Source organism: Corynebacterium sp. MSK150 (assembly GCF_030229215.1).
GTDB lineage: Bacteria > Actinomycetota > Actinomycetes > Mycobacteriales > Mycobacteriaceae > Corynebacterium.
In genome coordinates this window covers 16343-32079 of sequence record NZ_JASPHM010000010.1, presented here as the reverse complement: position 1 = coordinate 32079, position 15737 = coordinate 16343, and the positions used below count along the sequence as shown (strand labels likewise).

Sequence of the window (15737 nt, the reverse complement as noted above, 5' to 3'; positions counted from 1 at the left end):
CATTTTCAGACAGGGACGAAAATAAGCCATACCGAAGCCAGCGACTAGTTCCACTGCCACAAGGCAGAAGGAACGCAGATAAACATAGCCTGCCCCAGCATGGGGCTAGGAGTACGAATCCTGGGCTCCTTCAAGCGGAACTGCCAACAACGTAATGGGATTAGGCTGGGATCTGGCGCGGGTCAGGAGGCGCAGCAGGAGAGTTTGGAGACGTCGGTGGTGAAGGACTGTGCGGCGATTTTGATCCCTTCGGCCATGGTCAGGTATGGGCACCAGAGGTTCGCGACCTGGTCAACGGTCATGCCGGCCTCGAGGATGTAGACTCCGGCGGCGGCCAGGTCACCGGCCTCCTTGCCGACGGCGGTGATCCCCACAATCCGTCCGGTGTCGGCGTCGGCGACGATTTTGATGAAGCCGCGGGTGTCCCGGTTCACCAGTGCCCGGGGAACGTATTCCAGGGGCAGGACCCGGCATTCACACCGGATGCCCGCCTCGTTGGCTTCCTTGTCGGTCATGCCGACCGCGGCCAGTGACGGGCTGGTGAACGTCACGCGGGGCAGGTGCCGGTAGTCGACCTCGCGCCCGGCGTTGTTGAAGGCGTTCTCCACCATCAGGGTTCCGTGGGCGGACGCGACGTAGACGAATTCTCGGTGCCCGGTCACATCCCCTGCGGCCCAGATCCTGGGGTTGGAGCTGGCGAGTGTGCTCTCGACCAGGATCTGGCCGGTGTCGCCGGTCTTGACGCCGACGGCGTCCAGGTTCAGTCCGTCGGTGACGGCGCGTCGGCCGGTGGCTACCAGCAGCTTTGCGGCGCGGAATTCCTCCTGGCCCCCGGCGACCGTGGCGGTGACAAGGACCTCTGCGCCGGCGGGATCTGTGCGGACCGAAGTTACGGCTGCGCGGCGGACCACGCGGATGCCCTCGTCGGCGAAGACGCCCATCAGCGCACGGGAGGCTTCCGGTTCCTCGTGCGAGGCAAGCCTGGAGCGGACCAGCAAGGTCACTTTGGATCCGAGGCGGGCAAAAAGCTGCGCCTGCTCCAGGGCCACGTACCCGCCGCCGAAGACGATCAGGGACTCGGGCACTTCGTTCAGTTCCATGGCGGTGGTCGAGGTCAGGTAGTTGACTTCATCCAGTCCCGGCACCGGGGGTGCCCACGGGGTCGAACCGGTCGCGACCAGATAATGGGCGGCGGTCAGGGAGTCGCGGGTGCCGTCGGGTCCGGTGATTTCCAGGACCGGTTCCTCCGGGGTGCCGGCGAACACCGCGGTGCCCTGGCGCAGGTCCCATCCGTAGTCGGCGGCCAGATCCACGTATTTATCCGAGCGCATTCGCTCGACCAGGGAGCGTTTCCCGTCTATCAGTACACCCATGTCCACCGGGGCGGCGGAAGTGCTGATCCCGGGGAACCTTCCGGTCGCATCCACAGCGACATGCCGGGCTTCAGCGGCGGCCAGCAGGGCTTTGGAGGGAACGCACCCGGTGTTCACACAGGTCCCGCCCACCGTGGAGCGTTCGATCATCACGACCCGATTGCCCAGCTTGGTGGCCCGGATGGCGGCGGCGAAGGCGCCGCCTCCGGAACCGATCACGGCTAAATCAAAATCTGGTGCTGCCTCAGGCATTAGTCCTCCTTGGAGTCTCGAATGAACACCCCGGGGGGCGTTCCTTTTTGCATGCTGTCCCCAGTCTGCACCTTCCCCTGCACGGGAAGGTCAAGAACGGGAGTGAAGAGATCGGTGTTGCTACGGAAGTGTTGTGTCAAGAAATTCCTTCAGGGCATCGGCCTTCATGGGCCGGGAATCGGCCCGGCCCAGGATGTCACCGTCAGGTGCGATGACGACGGTACTGTCTAGGGATGTGACCGCGTACTTTTGGGTGAGTTCCCCGGTCCGGTCGACAACGAAGGGGTATCCGGGTGTGCCGGCCATTTCGCGGAACTGGTCCACTTGGGTTTTTGTGGTCTCCGGCGTCACGTCCACGGCGACGAAGTCTGCCTTATCGGCATATTCCTGTTCCAGTTCCTTCATCGCTTCTGTCTGCGGAACGCAGGTATAGCACCAGCTCGCCATGAAATACAGCACTGTCGGGCGGGTGGAAGGGACGGTGAGGGCCTTGCCGTCCACAGATGTGATCTCGATCCTGTCCACGTTGTTTGCGCCCGCTGGCCCGGCGGCGGGAGCGGTTTCGCTCCCGCGGTTCAACGCAGTGAGGGCCAGGACCAGGATGAGGGCCGCGGCCGCTACGACGGCAGTAATGGTGAAGATCCGCCGGTGGTTTCTGGTCGTTGTCATGGGTTTCCTTTCTGGTTGGTGCGCCCTGGCGCCGTGTCGGGAAGAAGATGTTCCGGGCCGCAGCACGCTTCGGTGCTGTCGCTGCTCTCAGCCCCATCCGTGATTGCGCTGTTGTCCTGTGCCTTGCTTTTACTGCGGCGCCGCAGGGCCAGGGCCGCGGCGGCGAGGACGGCGGCCACCGCGGTGAGGGTGATGATGGGCCAGTTGCCCGAGATGAAACCGGACAGCGCCACGCTGGCTTCGGTGACCGTCCCGCCCATGATCTCCCCGGCCTGCCCGCCGGACAGGGCCGGAACCCAGTAGAGCAACAGGTAGATCCCTGCGAGGATAAGCGCGGCTCCGCCGAGACGATTAACAAACGGCAGGATCCTTCGGACGTGGCGTGCCAGGACGTCCCGCGCTACCGCTGCACCGAGGGACAGAAGGACCAGCACCACCGAGGAGCCCAGGGCGTAGGCGGCGAAGACCGCCAGCAGCCCGGCCAGGCTCCCGGTGGACACAGCCTGGGCGACAACAGCCAGCAGCAGGGCCAGGCTGCAAGAGAGCGCAGCCACCGCATAGGCCACCCCGTAGCCAAAGACCGCCCTGAGGCCCGAACTGGTCCCGTCCGTCTTCAGAATCCGGGGCAGGTTCAACCTCGCCCCGGGCAGCTGCCATCCGAACACCATGCCAAGGCCGGCAACCACAATAACCGCTCCGATCAGCGCCGCCGCCCAGGGAAGCGCCGACGCCACCGACCGCAGGCCTACAGCGGCGAGCAGGCCGGCCGTAACAAAGACAGTGGCGAAACCGGCGCTGAGGGCAACCCCGGCCTGAAGACCTGCAAGCAACGGCCGCTTCCGTCCCGCACCGGGGCCTGAACCAATGAAGTACGCCAGATAGGTTGGCAGCATCGCAAACCCGCATGGATTCACCGTGGCAAGCATTCCGGTCAGAAAGGCCAGACCTAAAACACCCGTCATCCCTGTGACCCCGCATCCTCAGAAGCACCGGCCCGGGACTGCCCGGACCGCTCCTGCTCCGACGATGAATGAGGTGTTGGAGTAGAACCCGCGGACAGGCTGGCCCCCGGGCGGGAACGGGCGCAACAATCCGTCCCCGGGCTGCCCCGACGCTGCGCCCGCAGGAGCAGGGCCCCCGCGGCAAGGGCTGCGGCGGCAATGAACCAGAGGTTGCCGGCCATTGCGCCGGCCGCGGCGAAAACACCGGCTGCAGCCGTCAGAACGGGTACCCCGCAGCACACGAGCGCCACCATCACAACACCAAGGGAGGACAGCAGAGTGCCTGCCGCAAGCACCAGGCCAGAGCGCTCCCGGCCCTTCACTTTTATTGACATGATCATCCCTTCATATGTCCGGCTCGTGTCCGGGACCCCGACAGGGGACCCCAACACGAAACCGGACGGCCAGTAGTACGTCACACCCCATTATCAACCTTCCACTAAGGGGGAAGGTCAAGCTGGCGACGGGACCTGTTGGTTTGCGGGTGCCGATGCGGAACGTTCCAGTACGATGGAAGGGTCATATGCGATTTTTTGGAACGAGATGAGGACCCGAAATGCGAATCGGTGAAGTTGCTGATGCTGCCGGTATAACAACCAAGACGATCAGGTTCTATGAGGACCGGGGCCTGCTCCCACCGGCTGAGCGCTCGGCCAACGGCTATCGTGACTACGCCCACGACACCCTCAGCCGCCTCGAATTCATTCGCCGCAGCCAAATCGCCGGGCTGACCCTGGCGCAGATCCAGGGCATTCTGCGGATCCGCGATAGCGGTTTGACGCCTTGCACCCACGTACGGGATGTCCTGGGGAAACAGTTGCAGGACCTGGACCGGAAAATCGCGGAGCTCACCGCGCTCCGGGTGACCGTGGCCGAACAATATGCAACCGCCGAGGTGGCCGACCCTCAGCGCTGCGATGCTGAACAAATCTGCAGTTACATCTGAGCCCGCCGCAGGCTAAGGGGCTTCACTGAGCCGGCTCCCGCCGCGGCCAGTGCCGTCCGCAGTTACGCAGCACCCGGCTCCACGGCACGGAAGACCTCCGTGCCCGCGGCGTCCAGGATTACAGCGGTGCTTACCTGGTTTATCCGGTAGGCGGTGATGAGCCGCGTATCGGTATCAGAGGCAAAGGCCAGGGATGACGCCCCATTTCCGGCCAGGAATTCCCTGATTTCATTGGCCGTCTCGTAGGACGCGATGTCCACCGCGACATAGTTCACGGCAGCAGGAGAGCTTCGCTGGACCTTGGCAAGCACCCGGGCTCCCGGCTCGAAGGTCAAGCCCCATGGTGATGCCGTGGCCCGGCGAGTGAGCGAGGTCAGGCCGGTTGGCGGCGGCTTTCGGTGGGAATGATCTGGGGTAGGAACCGGACGTAGAGGATCGTGCTCTGATTCTTATTCTCTCCGAGACGGGTGACACATGTAACAGTTGATTACACCCATCTGTACGCGCTGACCTGCGGCGTTGTGGGTTGTGCCGAGCGTGCTGCCGGAGTCCCTTTCAGTGTCCCTGGGGTAGGAGCGGCCGCATGAAGGTGCGCTCGTACCGCAGGACGCACCCGGACTCGTCTCGAATCCGGTCAGCGGCGATGAAGTCCGGGTGGGTGCCGAACAAGGTGCGGTACTGCTCGTAGGCAGCCAGGCTGGGGAAGCTGAACAGGGATTCCGCACGGTCACTCACACCTTCCGCGGGTAGGTAGTACCCGTGGTGGGTGCCGCCGTGTTCGTCGACATGCCGCATCCAAGCGCGGGCGAACTGTTCAAAGGCCGCGATCTGGTCGGGGTCGATGGTGTAGTGGACGACACAGGTGATCACATCCACAACGCTAGGCCCACAGGCGCTCATTGGGGAGCCTTTGTCTGTGCGCCTCGTGGTGCACCTGGGGCACACCAATCTGCCTGGTTTACCTGCGGAAATGCATCAGTTCGCCAAGTTGGCGCCGAGTTCAACGGTGAGAACTCCGACGGCGATGAGGAGGATGCCGAGGGCCATGGTTCGGGTGAGGGGTTCGTGGAAGATGACCCGGGCGAGGATCGCGGTGAGAGCTACGCCGGATGCTGCCCAGATGCCGTAGGCGACGCCAAGGGCCATGCCGTCGGCCAAGGCGAGACTTAAGGCGACGAACGCCACGAGATACCCCGCGATGACGCCGATGAACCATTTCTTCACCCGGCCACCGTCGGAGGCTCGTAGCGACATGGTCGCGACGACTTCGGACAAGATGGCGCCTGCGAGGAAGATCCATCTCATGAGTTGACTCCTGCTTCCTGGGCTGCGGTTTGCTGAGCTTTCTGGGAGCCGAGTTCGACGGTGAGGACACCGCTGATGATCGCAACCATTCCAAGACCCATCACAGCGGTCAGAGGTTCACCGAAAATCGCGGCGGATAGCACGGCGGCGAGCACGACCCCGCTGGCTCCCCAGATGCCATAGGCGACGCCGATCTGCATTCCTTCGCGCAGGCAGAAGGTGAGGAAGACGAAAGCGCCGATGTATCCGGCAGCAACCACGATGTACCAGGATGGGTGATTGAGCGCCGCCTTGAGAGACAGCGTCGCCGCCACTTCGGTAGTGATGGCGCCAGCGAGCAGGAACCACTGCTTCATGGGGTTGTTCCTTCGATCAGGGAGCGAATGCTGGAGACGACGGCTTCGAGATCCGCGCCGTGGAGGGTGGACACACCTGTGGCCTGGGCGCCCCAGAGTCCGTCGGCGGCGAGTCGGGCGGTGGTCAGCCTGGCTCGGGTGGCGGCGTCGAGATCGTCCGGGAGTTCGAGCCAGCGGCCCATCCGCGTAGTCCACGGTTCGGTGAGTTCGGGCCGGTACGTCGCTTGGCCCCAGATGATGAACTCGGCGCGCTTGGCGGCCCCGTGGGCGGCGACGTGAAGGTAGCTCAGGAGCCGCTCGGTGGCGTTGGCGTTCTCGAGGGGCTTGCCAAGGGTGGCAGTCATGTCGTTCTCGACGTTGGCCGCAGCGTGGTCGACGATCGCGGCGAGCAGTACGTCGCGGTTGCGGAAGTGATATAGCAATCCCGGTTTGGTGAGCCCGGCCTCGTGGGCCACTGCGTCAAGGGTAATGTCGCCACCCTCCGCTGCGTTCATGACGCGGAGGGCAGCTTCCAGGATCTCGGAGCGCTGACTGGTTCGCATATAGCTAACTTTACCATTTGGTAGGTGAAGCCTTCAACTGCGGGCGCTGGTAGGGGCACCTGGGGTACACCCTATTGTTACGCCGGTTTGGAGCAGAATGTTTCCTGTAAATAGGGCCGTTCCTAGCATTGTTTTACACGCGTCTAGTGAGGTCTAGGCCTTATGTTTACAGAAAGTGGTGAGTGTGGTGTTATCGTCTGACGGTTTCCATAGGTTGCATCCCTCAGTGTGGTGTGACGCTTGCTGATGGTCACTGACATCTTGCGCCACGTGAAGAGCGAGGGACGGGCAAAACTAATCCAACAGGTCCACAGCGGGGCTCCGAAACCCGCTGGGTATTTTGCTGCTAGAAAGCAGCGGAGCTTAGGACCCCAACCCCGCACCCTACGTGACGGCGGTAACTATAGTTCCTAAGTATGACCGCACCACAAAATAAGACGCAGCACGAGTTGCTCCAAGAACGCGCAGCGGCGGTGGACCTGCGCGCCTACCACCTCCACCTTGACCTCTCAGAGGTACTCGATAGCCCCACCTACCGCGTGACTACCCGCCTCGAACTCAGCAGCAGTGAGCCCGAGCTTTTCCTAGATTACCTAGGCGAATCGGTCGCAGAGTTAAAGGTTAATGGCACCCCGCAGGAGGTGGACTTTGATGGCAGCATCATCCGGCTGCACGGCCTGCCGGTAGGGGAGGAGCTCGCCATCGAGGTCACCGGCCACTCGCGCTATTCGCGCACCGGCCAGGGCCTGCACCGCATGCACGATCAAGCCGATGACGCGACCTACCTGTATTCACACCTCGAGCCTTCCGATGCTCGCCGCATCTTCCCCTGCCTAGAACAGCCGGATCTCAAGGCCGTCTTCCACGTGCGCATGACCGCACCGAAAAAGTGGCAGATCCTTTCCAACCAACCGGAAGTCGAACGCAGCGAAGACGGAGAGCTCGCCACCGTTGCCTTCGCGCCGACCCCGCCGCTGTCGACGTACCTGACTTCTTTCGCCGCCGGCCCCTACCAGTACCAAGAGCGCACCTGGACCGCCCCGGATGGCAGCCACTCGGCACAGCTGCGCGCCTTTGCGCGTGCGTCCATGTTTGAGCACCTGGACGAGGAAATCCTAGAACTTACCGCCCAAGGCATGGACTTTTTCCACCAGAACTTTGGCTATCCCTATCCGTGGGGCAAGTACGATTCCATCTTTGTACCCGAATACAACCTCGGCGCGATGGAAAATCCCGGCCTGGTGACGTTTACGGAGAACTACATTTTCCGCTCCCGCGCTACCCGCGCGCAGCATGCCGGCCGTGCAAATACCATCCTGCACGAGATGTCTCATATGTGGTTCGGTGATCTGGTCACTCCGCAGTGGTGGGATGACCTGTGGCTCAAGGAGTCCTTCGCGGAATTTATGGGCGCGGATTCTTCCGTCCACGGCACCGACTACACCGAGGCCTGGGCAAACTTTGCCGGCGCCCGTAAAAATTGGGCCTACCTGCAGGATCAGCTGCCCACCACGCACCCCATCAAGGCGGAGATCCCGGACGTGGATGCCGCGCGCCAAAATTTCGACGGCATCACCTATGCCAAGGGCGCGGCGGTACTCAAACAGCTGGTGCACTACGTCGGTCGCGATAATTTCTACGCCGGTGCGCGCGACTACTTCCAAGAGCACGCCTTTGCCGCCGCCACCTTTGATGACCTCCTGCAGGCGCTCAAGAAGCACACGGACCGCGATCTTGATGCCTGGTCCCAAGCCTGGTTGCGCACCTGGGGCCCGGATACCCTCACCCCGGAGTTGCACACCGAAGGCGAGAAGATTGCGGAGCTGGCCATCCTCGCAGAAGCCGAGGACGTCACCCGACCGCACCGCCTGACCGCTTCGCTCTTTGATGCATCCCTGCACAAGTACCGCGAGATCGACATCGATCTTCCCGCCGGCGATGGCACCACCCGCACCATCATCGATGAAGCGGCCGGCCTTCCGGCCCCGGCATTGCTGCTGCTTAACGACGCCGACCATACCTACGCCAAGATCCGCTTCGACGAGCCCTCCCTAGACACAGCGAGTGAGCGCCTGACCGACATCGAGGATGAATTGACCCGCGCGGTAATCTGGACCGCCCTGTGGAACCTCACCCGCGATGGGGAAATGTCGGCGATTGACTATGTGGGGGTCGTCGTCAAGCACGAGGCCTACGAGACCAATACCACGCTGCTGGCTGCTGCCTGCGCCAATGCCAACTTTGCCATTGCGCATTATGTTGCAGACGCCGACCGCGACCAGGTCCGCACCGACTATGCCGAGGCAATCTGGGGCCACCTAGACGAGGCCGAACCAGCCTCGGATGCGCAGCTTGTGCTCGCTCGCGCCGCCATCCGTGCCCTCGCCGCAACGCCGGAGGAATCCGGCACCGAACGCCTTAAGGCCCTGCTCTCCGGTGACATTGCCGGCCTTCGCTTGGACCCCGAAATCCGCTGGTCGATCTTGCGCGCCCTCGCCGCCCGCGACGCTGTAACTCTGGCCGAGCTCGAAGAGGAAAAGCAGCGCGATAATACGCTGACCGGCGCTACCGAATTCCTCGGCGCCAGCCACGCCTTCCCCACGCCGGAGACCAAGCGCTCCGCGTTCGATAAGGCGCTCACGCCCGGCGCATATTCCAATGCCGAGGTAGACGCACTGGTCGCCGGATTCAATGCCCCGCGCTCAGCTAGCCTGCAGGAGGCCTTTGCGGAGGAGTTCTTCTCCCGCGTGGAAGATATCTGGGCCGCGCACCCGATTGAGATTGCTAACCGCCTCATCCGTGGCTTCTACCCAGAGTCGCCGATGGTCGATGCCGCCACCACGCGCCTGCTGCACCGAGAGCTGCCAGGAGCGCTGCGCCGCGTACTGCTGGAATGCCGCGATAACCTGCGGCGCACCCTGCGCGTGCGGGCTGGTCAATAGACTGTACCGCCTAGCGCTCGCGCCCTAATTCCCCTCGGGTCACACTGTGTATAACAGTTGTTGATCCGGGGGGGAATCTACATATGACGCTCAGCCATGACCGCAGTGACGAAGAACTAGTTGATGCTTTTATTGAGGGGGATAATAAGGCCTTTTCCACCATCGTGGAACGCCACCGCACGCGGCTGACCACGGTGGCGCGGCGCTACACCAGAAACGATCATGATGCCCAAGATGTGGTTCAGGAAGCCTTCCTGCGCGCCAGCTGCAACCTGCACTCCTATCGCCGCGAGTCTGCGCTTTCGACCTGGCTGCACCGCCTGGTAAAGAACTCTGGCTATGACTACTTGAACCACCGTTCTAACAGGGAAAATGCTTCATTAGATGCGGAGGACTTTGATGACGATCGCAACCCGCTGCTCGCGCATAACCCTTCCGAGAACCTAGCGGAGCAGCTGGTGGTGCGAGAGGCCATGCAGTTGCTGCGGGAGGATCAGCGCGAGGCGCTGGTGCTTACCGACGTCGCTGGCTTCCGCGTCGGCGAAGTTGCCACCGCCCAAGGAGTAAAGCCCGGCACCATTAAATCCCGCCGCGCCCGAGCGAGGGAAGTCCTACGCGCCGCCATGGGGTGAGTTTGCTAATACCGACGTTTGTCAGCGTGGCGGGTAGACTCAGGGCGTTACGCGAAACCACACTCTGATTTAAGGGAGTTAGCAATGACCGTCCACGATGTTGCCATCGTAGGTTCCGGCCCTGCCGGTTACACCGCCGCGCTGTACGCGGCACGCGCCGAGCTCAACCCGATTGTCTTCGAGGGCTTCGAGTACGGCGGCGAGCTTATGAATACCACCGAGGTAGAAAACTACCCCGGCTTCCAAAAGGGCATCATGGGCCCAGAGCTCATGGAAGAAATGCGTGCCCAGGCCATCCGCTTCGGTGCGGATCTCCGTATGGAGGTCGTTGACTCCGTTGAGCTGGAAGGCGATATTAAAAAGCTGCACGTGGGTGACGAGCTCTTTGAGGCCCGCACCGTTATCCTCGCCACCGGTGCCGCCCCGCGCCACCTCGGCGTTCCCGGTGAGGAAGAACTGTCCGGCCGCGGTGTATCCACCTGCGCTACGTGCGATGGCTTCTTCTTCAAGGGCCACAATATTGCCGTTATCGGCGGCGGCGACTCCGCCATGGAGGAGGCTACTTTCCTCACCAAGTTCGCGGACTCTGTCACCATTGTGAACCGCTCCGAGAACTTCCGCGCCTCCAAGATCATGCTGGAGCGCGCCCAGGCCAACGAAAAGATCAAGTGGGAGACCAATAAGATCGTCGAAGAAGTTATTGAAGCCGATGGCAAGGTCGGCGGACTCAAACTCAAGGACGTCACCAACGGCGAGACTTCCACCTTGGACGTCACTGCCATGTTCGTAGCAATTGGCCATGATCCGCGCTCTTCCTTCCTCAATGATCAGGTCAAGCTCAATGACAACGGCTATGTTGTAGTTGAACAACCCACCACCAAGACCTCCCTGCCAGGCGTTTTCGCCTGCGGTGACTTGGTGGATGACCACTACCAGCAGGCAATTACCGCGGCCGGCTCCGGTTGCCGTGCGGCAATTGATGCGGAACATTTCCTCGCAGAAAACCGTTAATTCAGTATGAGCAACGTCAAGAAAGTAACCACCGATACGTTCCGTAAGGACGTCATCGAGTCCGATAAGCCCGTCATCGTCGACTTCTGGGCCGAGTGGTGTGGCCCGTGCAAGAAGCTTTCCCCCATCCTGGAAGAGGTAGCGGAGGAGTTGGACGGCCAAGTCACCGTCGCCAAGGTTAACGTCGATGAAGAGCGCAACCTAGGCGCCATGTTCCAGATCATGTCCATCCCCAATGTGCTGATTTTCAACCACGGCGAGAAGGTAGACGAATTTGTGGGTCTGCGTTCTAAAGATGACATCGTGGCGCAAGTGAAAAAGCAGCTTTAACTGTTAATCTAATTCCTATTAGATTAAGCGTGTAGAAATTCTGGAATGCGGCCCTAACTAAAGCGGGCTGTGAAAGGGGTATTAAGGCGTGAACCGCGTTCTTCGAGTCGGCGATACAAGCGTGCGTGTAGCTGAGGCTCGCGCTACCTTGGCCCGTCTCGGCCTCTTGTTAGATTTCAAAGGGGAACTTTCTGCTTGGAAGAAGCAGAAGTACTCCGAGAGCGACAAGAGCTTTGATGCCAATTTGTCTGAGGTCCTCAAGGCCTTCCAGCAATCCCGCGGTATCGTGCCGACGGGCGAAATCGACGATCTCACCCTGCGCGAACTGCGCCAAGCCTCGTACACGCTCGGCAGCCGCGTCCTTAGCTACGAGCCTGCGAATGAGCTGGTAGGTGACGATATCTCGCAGCTCCAGCAACAACTGCAGGAGCTCGGCTTCTACCAGCAGCGCGTAGACGGCCACTTCGGTACCAATACCCACGCGGCCCTGAAGGAATATCAGCACAACTGCGGCCTGCAAGAAGATGGTGTGTGCGGCCCCGCCACCATCCGCGCCCTTGGACTGCTCGGCCGCCGTATTACCGGTGGTTCCGCGCACAATATCCAAGAGCGTGAGCGCGTTCGCAACGCCGGCCCAAAGCTGGCGGGCAAGCGCGTTGTCATCGACCCTGCCCTAAGCGGCGGCGACGCCGGCCAGCTGGTTAAGGGTCGCTTCGGTGATATTTCCGAGCAGGAAATCCTGTGGGACCTCACCCAGCGCATCGAGGGGCGCATGATTGCCGCAGGCATGGAAACCATCATCTCCCGTCCTCGGACCTCCGATGCGGACGTCAAGTCCCGCGCCGAGCTGGCCAATGCCTTCGATGCGGACATGGTCATTTCTCTAGCCTGCGATTCTTACCCCAATGAGAAGGCCAATGGTGTTGCCACCTTCTACTTTGGTTCCGAATCCGGCAACTCCTCACTCATTGGTGAGACCCTTTCCGGTTTCATCCAGCGCGAGATTGTCGCGCGCACTGAGCTGCTGGACTGCGGCAACCACGGCCGCACCTGGGACCTGCTGCGCTTGACCCAGATGCCGGTCATCCAGATCGTACTGGGCTACCTGACCAACCCAGAGGACATAAAGATCCTCACCAACCCGTCCCGCCGCGATGACATTGCGGAGGCGATCGTGATTGCCGTAAAGCGCATGTACCTCATGGAGCAGGACACCGCCGTAACCGGCACCTATAAGTTCTCCGAGCTGCTCCAGGCCGAACAATCCTAGGCCTAAAATCTAGGCCAAAGCGCGGGCCAGGAAGTCTTCGGCCGCTGCCGCGCTGAGCATATCGTGCTCGGGCGGCAGCTCGAGCCGCAAGCGGGGGAGTACCGGGTGATCTGCGGCTACCTCAAAGCCGGCGGAGCGCAAAGTCTCATAAGACATCAGCCCGATATAGGCCGGTTTGTGGCCCAAGAAATCCGCCGCAGCCGCAGGATCGCCGTAATAGCCAAAGGCCTCCACGGCGGTGCTGCCGCGGTTAGTGAGGTGCATAATGGCGGCGTCGACAAGCACTGCTTCAATGCCACGCCCCATTAAATGAGCCTTAACGAAGAGCGAGGTAATGATCTCCGCATCGTCTGAAATGGGGGCGGTGGGAAGCTTGGCGGCGCCGGCAGCATCCTCGCGGGAGCAAAAGAGAATGGTGGCGTCCTCTCCCACGGTAAAACCGCACTGACCAAAGGAGAGCAGGGTAGTGGCCAGCCACGCTTCTTTTTCAAAGGCGGGATCGACCACGGAGGCCTCCAGCTCCCAAAAGGTGCTGCGCGCGGCCTGGCGGTGAATGCGCGCGCCTTCGCGTACCGGCTCGAGGATCATCGCCCCAGTTAGTGTTGACCCTCAATGAGCGTCATGATGCGCTCGAAATCTTCTTGGTCGCCAAATTCCACGACCATCTTGCCCTTGCGCTTGCCCATGGTCACGGTGACCTTGGTGTCGAAGCGATCGGACAGGCGCTCAGCGGAATCGGTAAAGTATTGCGGCTGCGGAACCGGCTGCTTCTTCTTGGATTCGGCCGGCTTACCATCGCGCTTGTAGAGGGTGACTGCTTCCTCGGTGGCGCGCACGGACAGGCCCTCCGCAATGATGCGGTTGGCAATGTATTCCATGGCTTCGGCGTCATCCAAGGACAATAGGGCACGCGCGTGGCCGGCAGATAAGGTACCAGCAGCTACGCGCTTTTGTACCTCTACGGGCAGCTTGAGCAGGCGCAGCATATTGGTCACCTGTGGGCGCGAACGGCCAATGCGATCCGCCAGCTCGTTCTGGGTAACGCCGAATTCTTCCAGTAGCTGTTGGTAGGCGTGCGCCTCTTCCAAGGGGTTGAGCTGTACGCGGTGGATATTCTCCAGCAGGGCATCGCGCAAAAGATTGTCGTCCTTGGTATCGCGCACGATGGCCGGAATCGTGGCCAGGCCCGCCTTGGAGGAAGCGCGCCAACGGCGCTCACCCATGATGAGCTCAAAGCCACCTTCCTCGGAAGGACGAACGACCACGGGCTGCAACAGACCAAACTCGCGGATCGAGTGGACGAGCTCGCCAAGTTCATCCTCGTCGAAGACGGTGCGCGGCTGCTTCGGGTTGGGGATGATATCCCCAATGGAAATCTCGCGGTAGGTCGCACCGATAGGAGCCGGGGTGGCCTGGCGCTTCTTGGAGGACTTAGAGCCAGAACCCTGCTGAATGGTGGGGGCGCCCTTTACGCGCTTGCCTTCGCCGCCCTTTCGGCCCGGCTGCGGGGTGGAATTTCCCAAGATGATATCCGCGGCGGAATCACCCAGGCGCGGCTTGCGGGTAGGGGCATCAGGACCGGACGGGATGAGTGCGGCTAGGCCTTTGCCAAGGCCGCCTTGCTTCTGTTCTGCCATGAGTTCCTATCCTTCCAATTCCGCGTAAATCTCTGGGCTCACGCCAATCGCCCCGGTGGTCGGGTGCGGGCGATAATCGCCACGCCGGTCGAGCTCGCGCGCGGCCGCAAGGTAGGCGCGGGCACCGGTGGACGAGGGAGCGTAATCAATAACCGTAGTACCGTACCCCGGTGCCTCGGAAACGCGCACGGAGCGCGGGATAACATTGGCCAGCACCACGGCTCCGAACTGTTCGCGGACGTTATCTGCCACGTCCTCGGCCAAGCGCGTGCGGGCGTCATACATGGTCAGCAGCACGGCGGAAATATGCAGATCTTCGTTGAGGTGCTCGCGAATCATGGAGATATTGCCCAGCAGCTGGCCCACGCCCTCCAGGGCGTAGTATTCGCATTGAATCGGGATGATGACCTCCTCAGCGCAGGTCATGGCGTTGATGGTGAGCAAGCCCAGCGATGGCGGGCAATCGATGAAGACATATTCAAAGCCATGCTCTTCAAGGAAGCCATTATGCAGGGCGTCATAGAGCCGAAATTCACGGCGTACCAAGGAGACCATTTCAATCTCCGCACCGGCCAGATCAATGGTGGCGGGGATGCAAAAGAGGTTCTCGTTGTGCGAGGAGGGCTGCATGGCTTTCTCGGCGGTGCAGTCTCCGAGGAGCACCTCATAGCTGGAATCGGTGCCGGAATTATGTTCCGCGCCCATGGCCGTGGAGGCGTTTCCCTGCGGGTCTAGATCGATCACCAGCACTTTTTTGCCCTCTGTGGCTAGCGCTGCGGCCAAGTTGGCGGCGGAGGTGGTTTTGCCTACGCCGCCTTTCTGGTTAGCAATGGTGATAAGGCGCGGATTAGTCATGCCGTCTACTTTAGTTCACGCGCGGGACACGAATGATTGTGGTTCCCTCGATGGTGCTGACCTCGGCCTTTCCACCGCCGGCCTTCTTAATGTCGGCGGCATCGCGTTCCAGTTCCTCGTGTACCGAAGAACCCTTCAGCGCGATCATCTCACCGCCCTTGCGTACGAGCGGCAGCGACCATTTCGCCAGCTTGCCTAGGGGCGCGACGGCGCGGGAGGTGACCACGTCTGCTCCCGCCACGGCCTTTTTAATCGGTCCTTCCTCGGCACGGCCACGCAGGACCGTCACGTTGTCTAGGCCCAGCTCTTCTACGACCTCGTTGAGGTAGTTATAGCGCTTGAGCAGCGGCTCGATCAGAGTGATCTGCAGGTCTGGGCGTGCAATGGCCAGCGGAATGCCGGGCAGCCCGGCACCCGAGCCGACGTCGATAACCGTGGCACCCTCTGGGATTGCCTGCTTGACGACGGCGCAGTTAATAATGTGCCTGTCCCACAGGCGTGGCACCTCACGGGGGCCTATAAAACCACGAGTGGACCCGTCTGTAGCGAGCGAATCATGGTAAGCCTGCGCGAGGGGCAAGCGGGAGCCGAATACTACTGACGGGTCCATCTCGGA

At 61.6% G+C, this 15737-nt stretch carries 19 protein-coding genes; 6 read left to right on the top strand and 13 right to left on the bottom strand.

The features are described from left to right. Positions 1–182: 182 nt before the first annotated feature. The 4 genes from merA to merT form a co-directional block, all read right to left on the bottom strand. Positions 183–1625: a mercury(II) reductase gene (gene merA, locus QP941_RS07580; protein ID WP_070419723.1), complete on the bottom strand. Its 1443-nt coding sequence runs from the start codon at positions 1623–1625 to the stop codon at positions 183–185. Positions 1626–1745: 120 nt separating this feature from the next. Continuing rightward, complete coding sequence (locus tag QP941_RS07575; RefSeq protein ID WP_049361035.1) at positions 1746–2294, bottom strand: TlpA family protein disulfide reductase; 549 nt, start codon at positions 2292–2294, stop codon at positions 1746–1748. Continuing rightward, positions 2291–3256: a cytochrome c biogenesis CcdA family protein gene (locus QP941_RS07570; protein WP_005532162.1), complete on the bottom strand. Its 966-nt coding sequence runs from the start codon at positions 3254–3256 to the stop codon at positions 2291–2293. The genes QP941_RS07575 and QP941_RS07570 overlap by 4 nt, the downstream gene beginning before the upstream one ends. Then, complete coding sequence (gene merT, locus QP941_RS07565; RefSeq protein ID WP_034973490.1) at positions 3253–3630, bottom strand: mercuric ion transporter MerT; 378 nt, start codon at positions 3628–3630, stop codon at positions 3253–3255. Before merT ends, QP941_RS07570 begins: the two co-directional genes overlap by 4 nt. Before the next feature lie 227 nt (positions 3631–3857). Between merT and QP941_RS07560 the strand changes: the two genes are divergently transcribed. Beyond that, on the top strand, positions 3858–4241 hold the full coding sequence (locus QP941_RS07560) for a heavy metal-responsive transcriptional regulator (protein ID WP_370505896.1): 384 nt from the start codon (positions 3858–3860) through the stop codon (positions 4239–4241). Positions 4242–4303: 62 nt separating this feature from the next. Here the strand turns inward: QP941_RS07560 and QP941_RS07555 are convergent, their stop codons facing one another. From QP941_RS07555 to QP941_RS07535, 5 genes are all read right to left on the bottom strand, one after another. Further along, a complete protein-coding gene (locus tag QP941_RS07555; RefSeq protein WP_284767241.1) occupies positions 4304–4516 on the bottom strand; it encodes an alkyl hydroperoxide reductase in 213 nt (70 codons plus the stop codon). A 280-nt stretch (positions 4517–4796) separates the two neighbouring features. Beyond that, complete coding sequence (locus QP941_RS07550; RefSeq protein WP_230208643.1) at positions 4797–5111, bottom strand: NIPSNAP family protein; 315 nt, start codon at positions 5109–5111, stop codon at positions 4797–4799. Between the two features lie 105 nt (positions 5112–5216). Further along, complete coding sequence (locus QP941_RS07545; RefSeq protein ID WP_003849969.1) at positions 5217–5546, bottom strand: DMT family transporter; 330 nt, start codon at positions 5544–5546, stop codon at positions 5217–5219. Beyond that, positions 5543–5902, bottom strand: coding sequence for a DMT family transporter (locus QP941_RS07540; RefSeq protein WP_003849971.1), 360 nt, complete (start codon positions 5900–5902; stop codon positions 5543–5545). Before QP941_RS07540 ends, QP941_RS07545 begins: the two co-directional genes overlap by 4 nt. Continuing rightward, on the bottom strand, positions 5899–6444 hold the full coding sequence (locus QP941_RS07535) for a TetR/AcrR family transcriptional regulator (protein WP_284767240.1): 546 nt from the start codon (positions 6442–6444) through the stop codon (positions 5899–5901). The genes QP941_RS07540 and QP941_RS07535 overlap by 4 nt, the downstream gene beginning before the upstream one ends. A gap of 416 nt (positions 6445–6860) precedes the next feature. On the opposite strand from QP941_RS07535, the gene pepN reads away from it, so the two are divergent. From pepN to QP941_RS07510, 5 genes are all read left to right on the top strand, one after another. Beyond that, positions 6861–9386: an aminopeptidase N gene (gene pepN, locus QP941_RS07530; protein ID WP_284868574.1), complete on the top strand. Its 2526-nt coding sequence runs from the start codon at positions 6861–6863 to the stop codon at positions 9384–9386. Between the two features lie 83 nt (positions 9387–9469). Next, positions 9470–10018 carry an RNA polymerase sigma factor gene (locus tag QP941_RS07525; RefSeq protein WP_005326023.1) on the top strand — a complete coding sequence of 183 codons (549 nt, stop codon included), beginning with the start codon at positions 9470–9472 and terminating at the stop codon, positions 10016–10018. Positions 10019–10102: 84 nt separating this feature from the next. After that, positions 10103–11029: a thioredoxin-disulfide reductase gene (gene trxB / locus QP941_RS07520; protein WP_284868573.1), complete on the top strand. Its 927-nt coding sequence runs from the start codon at positions 10103–10105 to the stop codon at positions 11027–11029. Between the two features lie 6 nt (positions 11030–11035). Next, positions 11036–11359, top strand: coding sequence for a thioredoxin (gene trxA, locus QP941_RS07515; RefSeq protein ID WP_005326021.1), 324 nt, complete (start codon positions 11036–11038; stop codon positions 11357–11359). Between the two features lie 88 nt (positions 11360–11447). Further along, a complete protein-coding gene (locus tag QP941_RS07510; RefSeq protein WP_284868572.1) occupies positions 11448–12629 on the top strand; it encodes an N-acetylmuramoyl-L-alanine amidase in 1182 nt (393 codons plus the stop codon). A gap of 9 nt (positions 12630–12638) precedes the next feature. On the opposite strand, the gene QP941_RS07505 is transcribed toward QP941_RS07510, so the two are convergent. From QP941_RS07505 to rsmG, 4 genes are read right to left on the bottom strand one after another with little or no spacing between them, the layout of a single operon-like run. Next, complete coding sequence (locus tag QP941_RS07505; protein ID WP_284868571.1) at positions 12639–13217, bottom strand: 2-methylaconitate cis-trans isomerase PrpF family protein; 579 nt, start codon at positions 13215–13217, stop codon at positions 12639–12641. A gap of 8 nt (positions 13218–13225) precedes the next feature. After that, entirely contained in the window at positions 13226–14266 is a 1041-nt protein-coding gene (locus tag QP941_RS07500; RefSeq protein ID WP_284868570.1) for a ParB/RepB/Spo0J family partition protein, read from the bottom strand. Between the two features lie 6 nt (positions 14267–14272). Further along, on the bottom strand, positions 14273–15121 hold the full coding sequence (locus tag QP941_RS07495; RefSeq protein ID WP_005326017.1) for a ParA family protein: 849 nt from the start codon (positions 15119–15121) through the stop codon (positions 14273–14275). Positions 15122–15131: 10 nt separating this feature from the next. Continuing rightward, complete coding sequence (gene rsmG / locus QP941_RS07490) at positions 15132–15731, bottom strand: 16S rRNA (guanine(527)-N(7))-methyltransferase RsmG (RefSeq protein WP_040425466.1); 600 nt, start codon at positions 15729–15731, stop codon at positions 15132–15134. Positions 15732–15737 lie beyond the last annotated feature (6 nt).

Bases quoted from the DNA above. Each gene is read 5' to 3' on its own strand.
- merA (WP_070419723.1), bottom strand. From the start codon at position 1,625: ATGCCTGAGGCAGCACCAGATTTTGATTTAGCCGTGATCGGTTCCGGA.
- QP941_RS07575 (WP_049361035.1), bottom strand. From the start codon at position 2,294: ATGACAACGACCAGAAACCACCGGCGGATCTTCACCATTACTGCCGTC.
- QP941_RS07570 (WP_005532162.1), bottom strand. From the start codon at position 3,256: ATGACGGGTGTTTTAGGTCTGGCCTTTCTGACCGGAATGCTTGCCACG.
- merT (WP_034973490.1), bottom strand. From the start codon at position 3,630: ATGTCAATAAAAGTGAAGGGCCGGGAGCGCTCTGGCCTGGTGCTTGCG.
- QP941_RS07545 (WP_003849969.1), bottom strand. From the start codon at position 5,546: ATGAGATGGATCTTCCTCGCAGGCGCCATCTTGTCCGAAGTCGTCGCG.
- QP941_RS07540 (WP_003849971.1), bottom strand. From the start codon at position 5,902: ATGAAGCAGTGGTTCCTGCTCGCTGGCGCCATCACTACCGAAGTGGCG.
- QP941_RS07535 (WP_284767240.1), bottom strand. From the start codon at position 6,444: ATGCGAACCAGTCAGCGCTCCGAGATCCTGGAAGCTGCCCTCCGCGTC.
- pepN (WP_284868574.1), top strand. From the start codon at position 6,861: ATGACCGCACCACAAAATAAGACGCAGCACGAGTTGCTCCAAGAACGC.
- QP941_RS07525 (WP_005326023.1), top strand. From the start codon at position 9,470: ATGACGCTCAGCCATGACCGCAGTGACGAAGAACTAGTTGATGCTTTT.
- trxB (WP_284868573.1), top strand. From the start codon at position 10,103: ATGACCGTCCACGATGTTGCCATCGTAGGTTCCGGCCCTGCCGGTTAC.
- trxA (WP_005326021.1), top strand. From the start codon at position 11,036: ATGAGCAACGTCAAGAAAGTAACCACCGATACGTTCCGTAAGGACGTC.
- QP941_RS07505 (WP_284868571.1), bottom strand. From the start codon at position 13,217: ATGATCCTCGAGCCGGTACGCGAAGGCGCGCGCATTCACCGCCAGGCC.
- QP941_RS07500 (WP_284868570.1), bottom strand. From the start codon at position 14,266: ATGGCAGAACAGAAGCAAGGCGGCCTTGGCAAAGGCCTAGCCGCACTC.
- QP941_RS07495 (WP_005326017.1), bottom strand. From the start codon at position 15,121: ATGACTAATCCGCGCCTTATCACCATTGCTAACCAGAAAGGCGGCGTA.
- rsmG (WP_040425466.1), bottom strand. From the start codon at position 15,731: ATGGACCCGTCAGTAGTATTCGGCTCCCGCTTGCCCCTCGCGCAGGCT.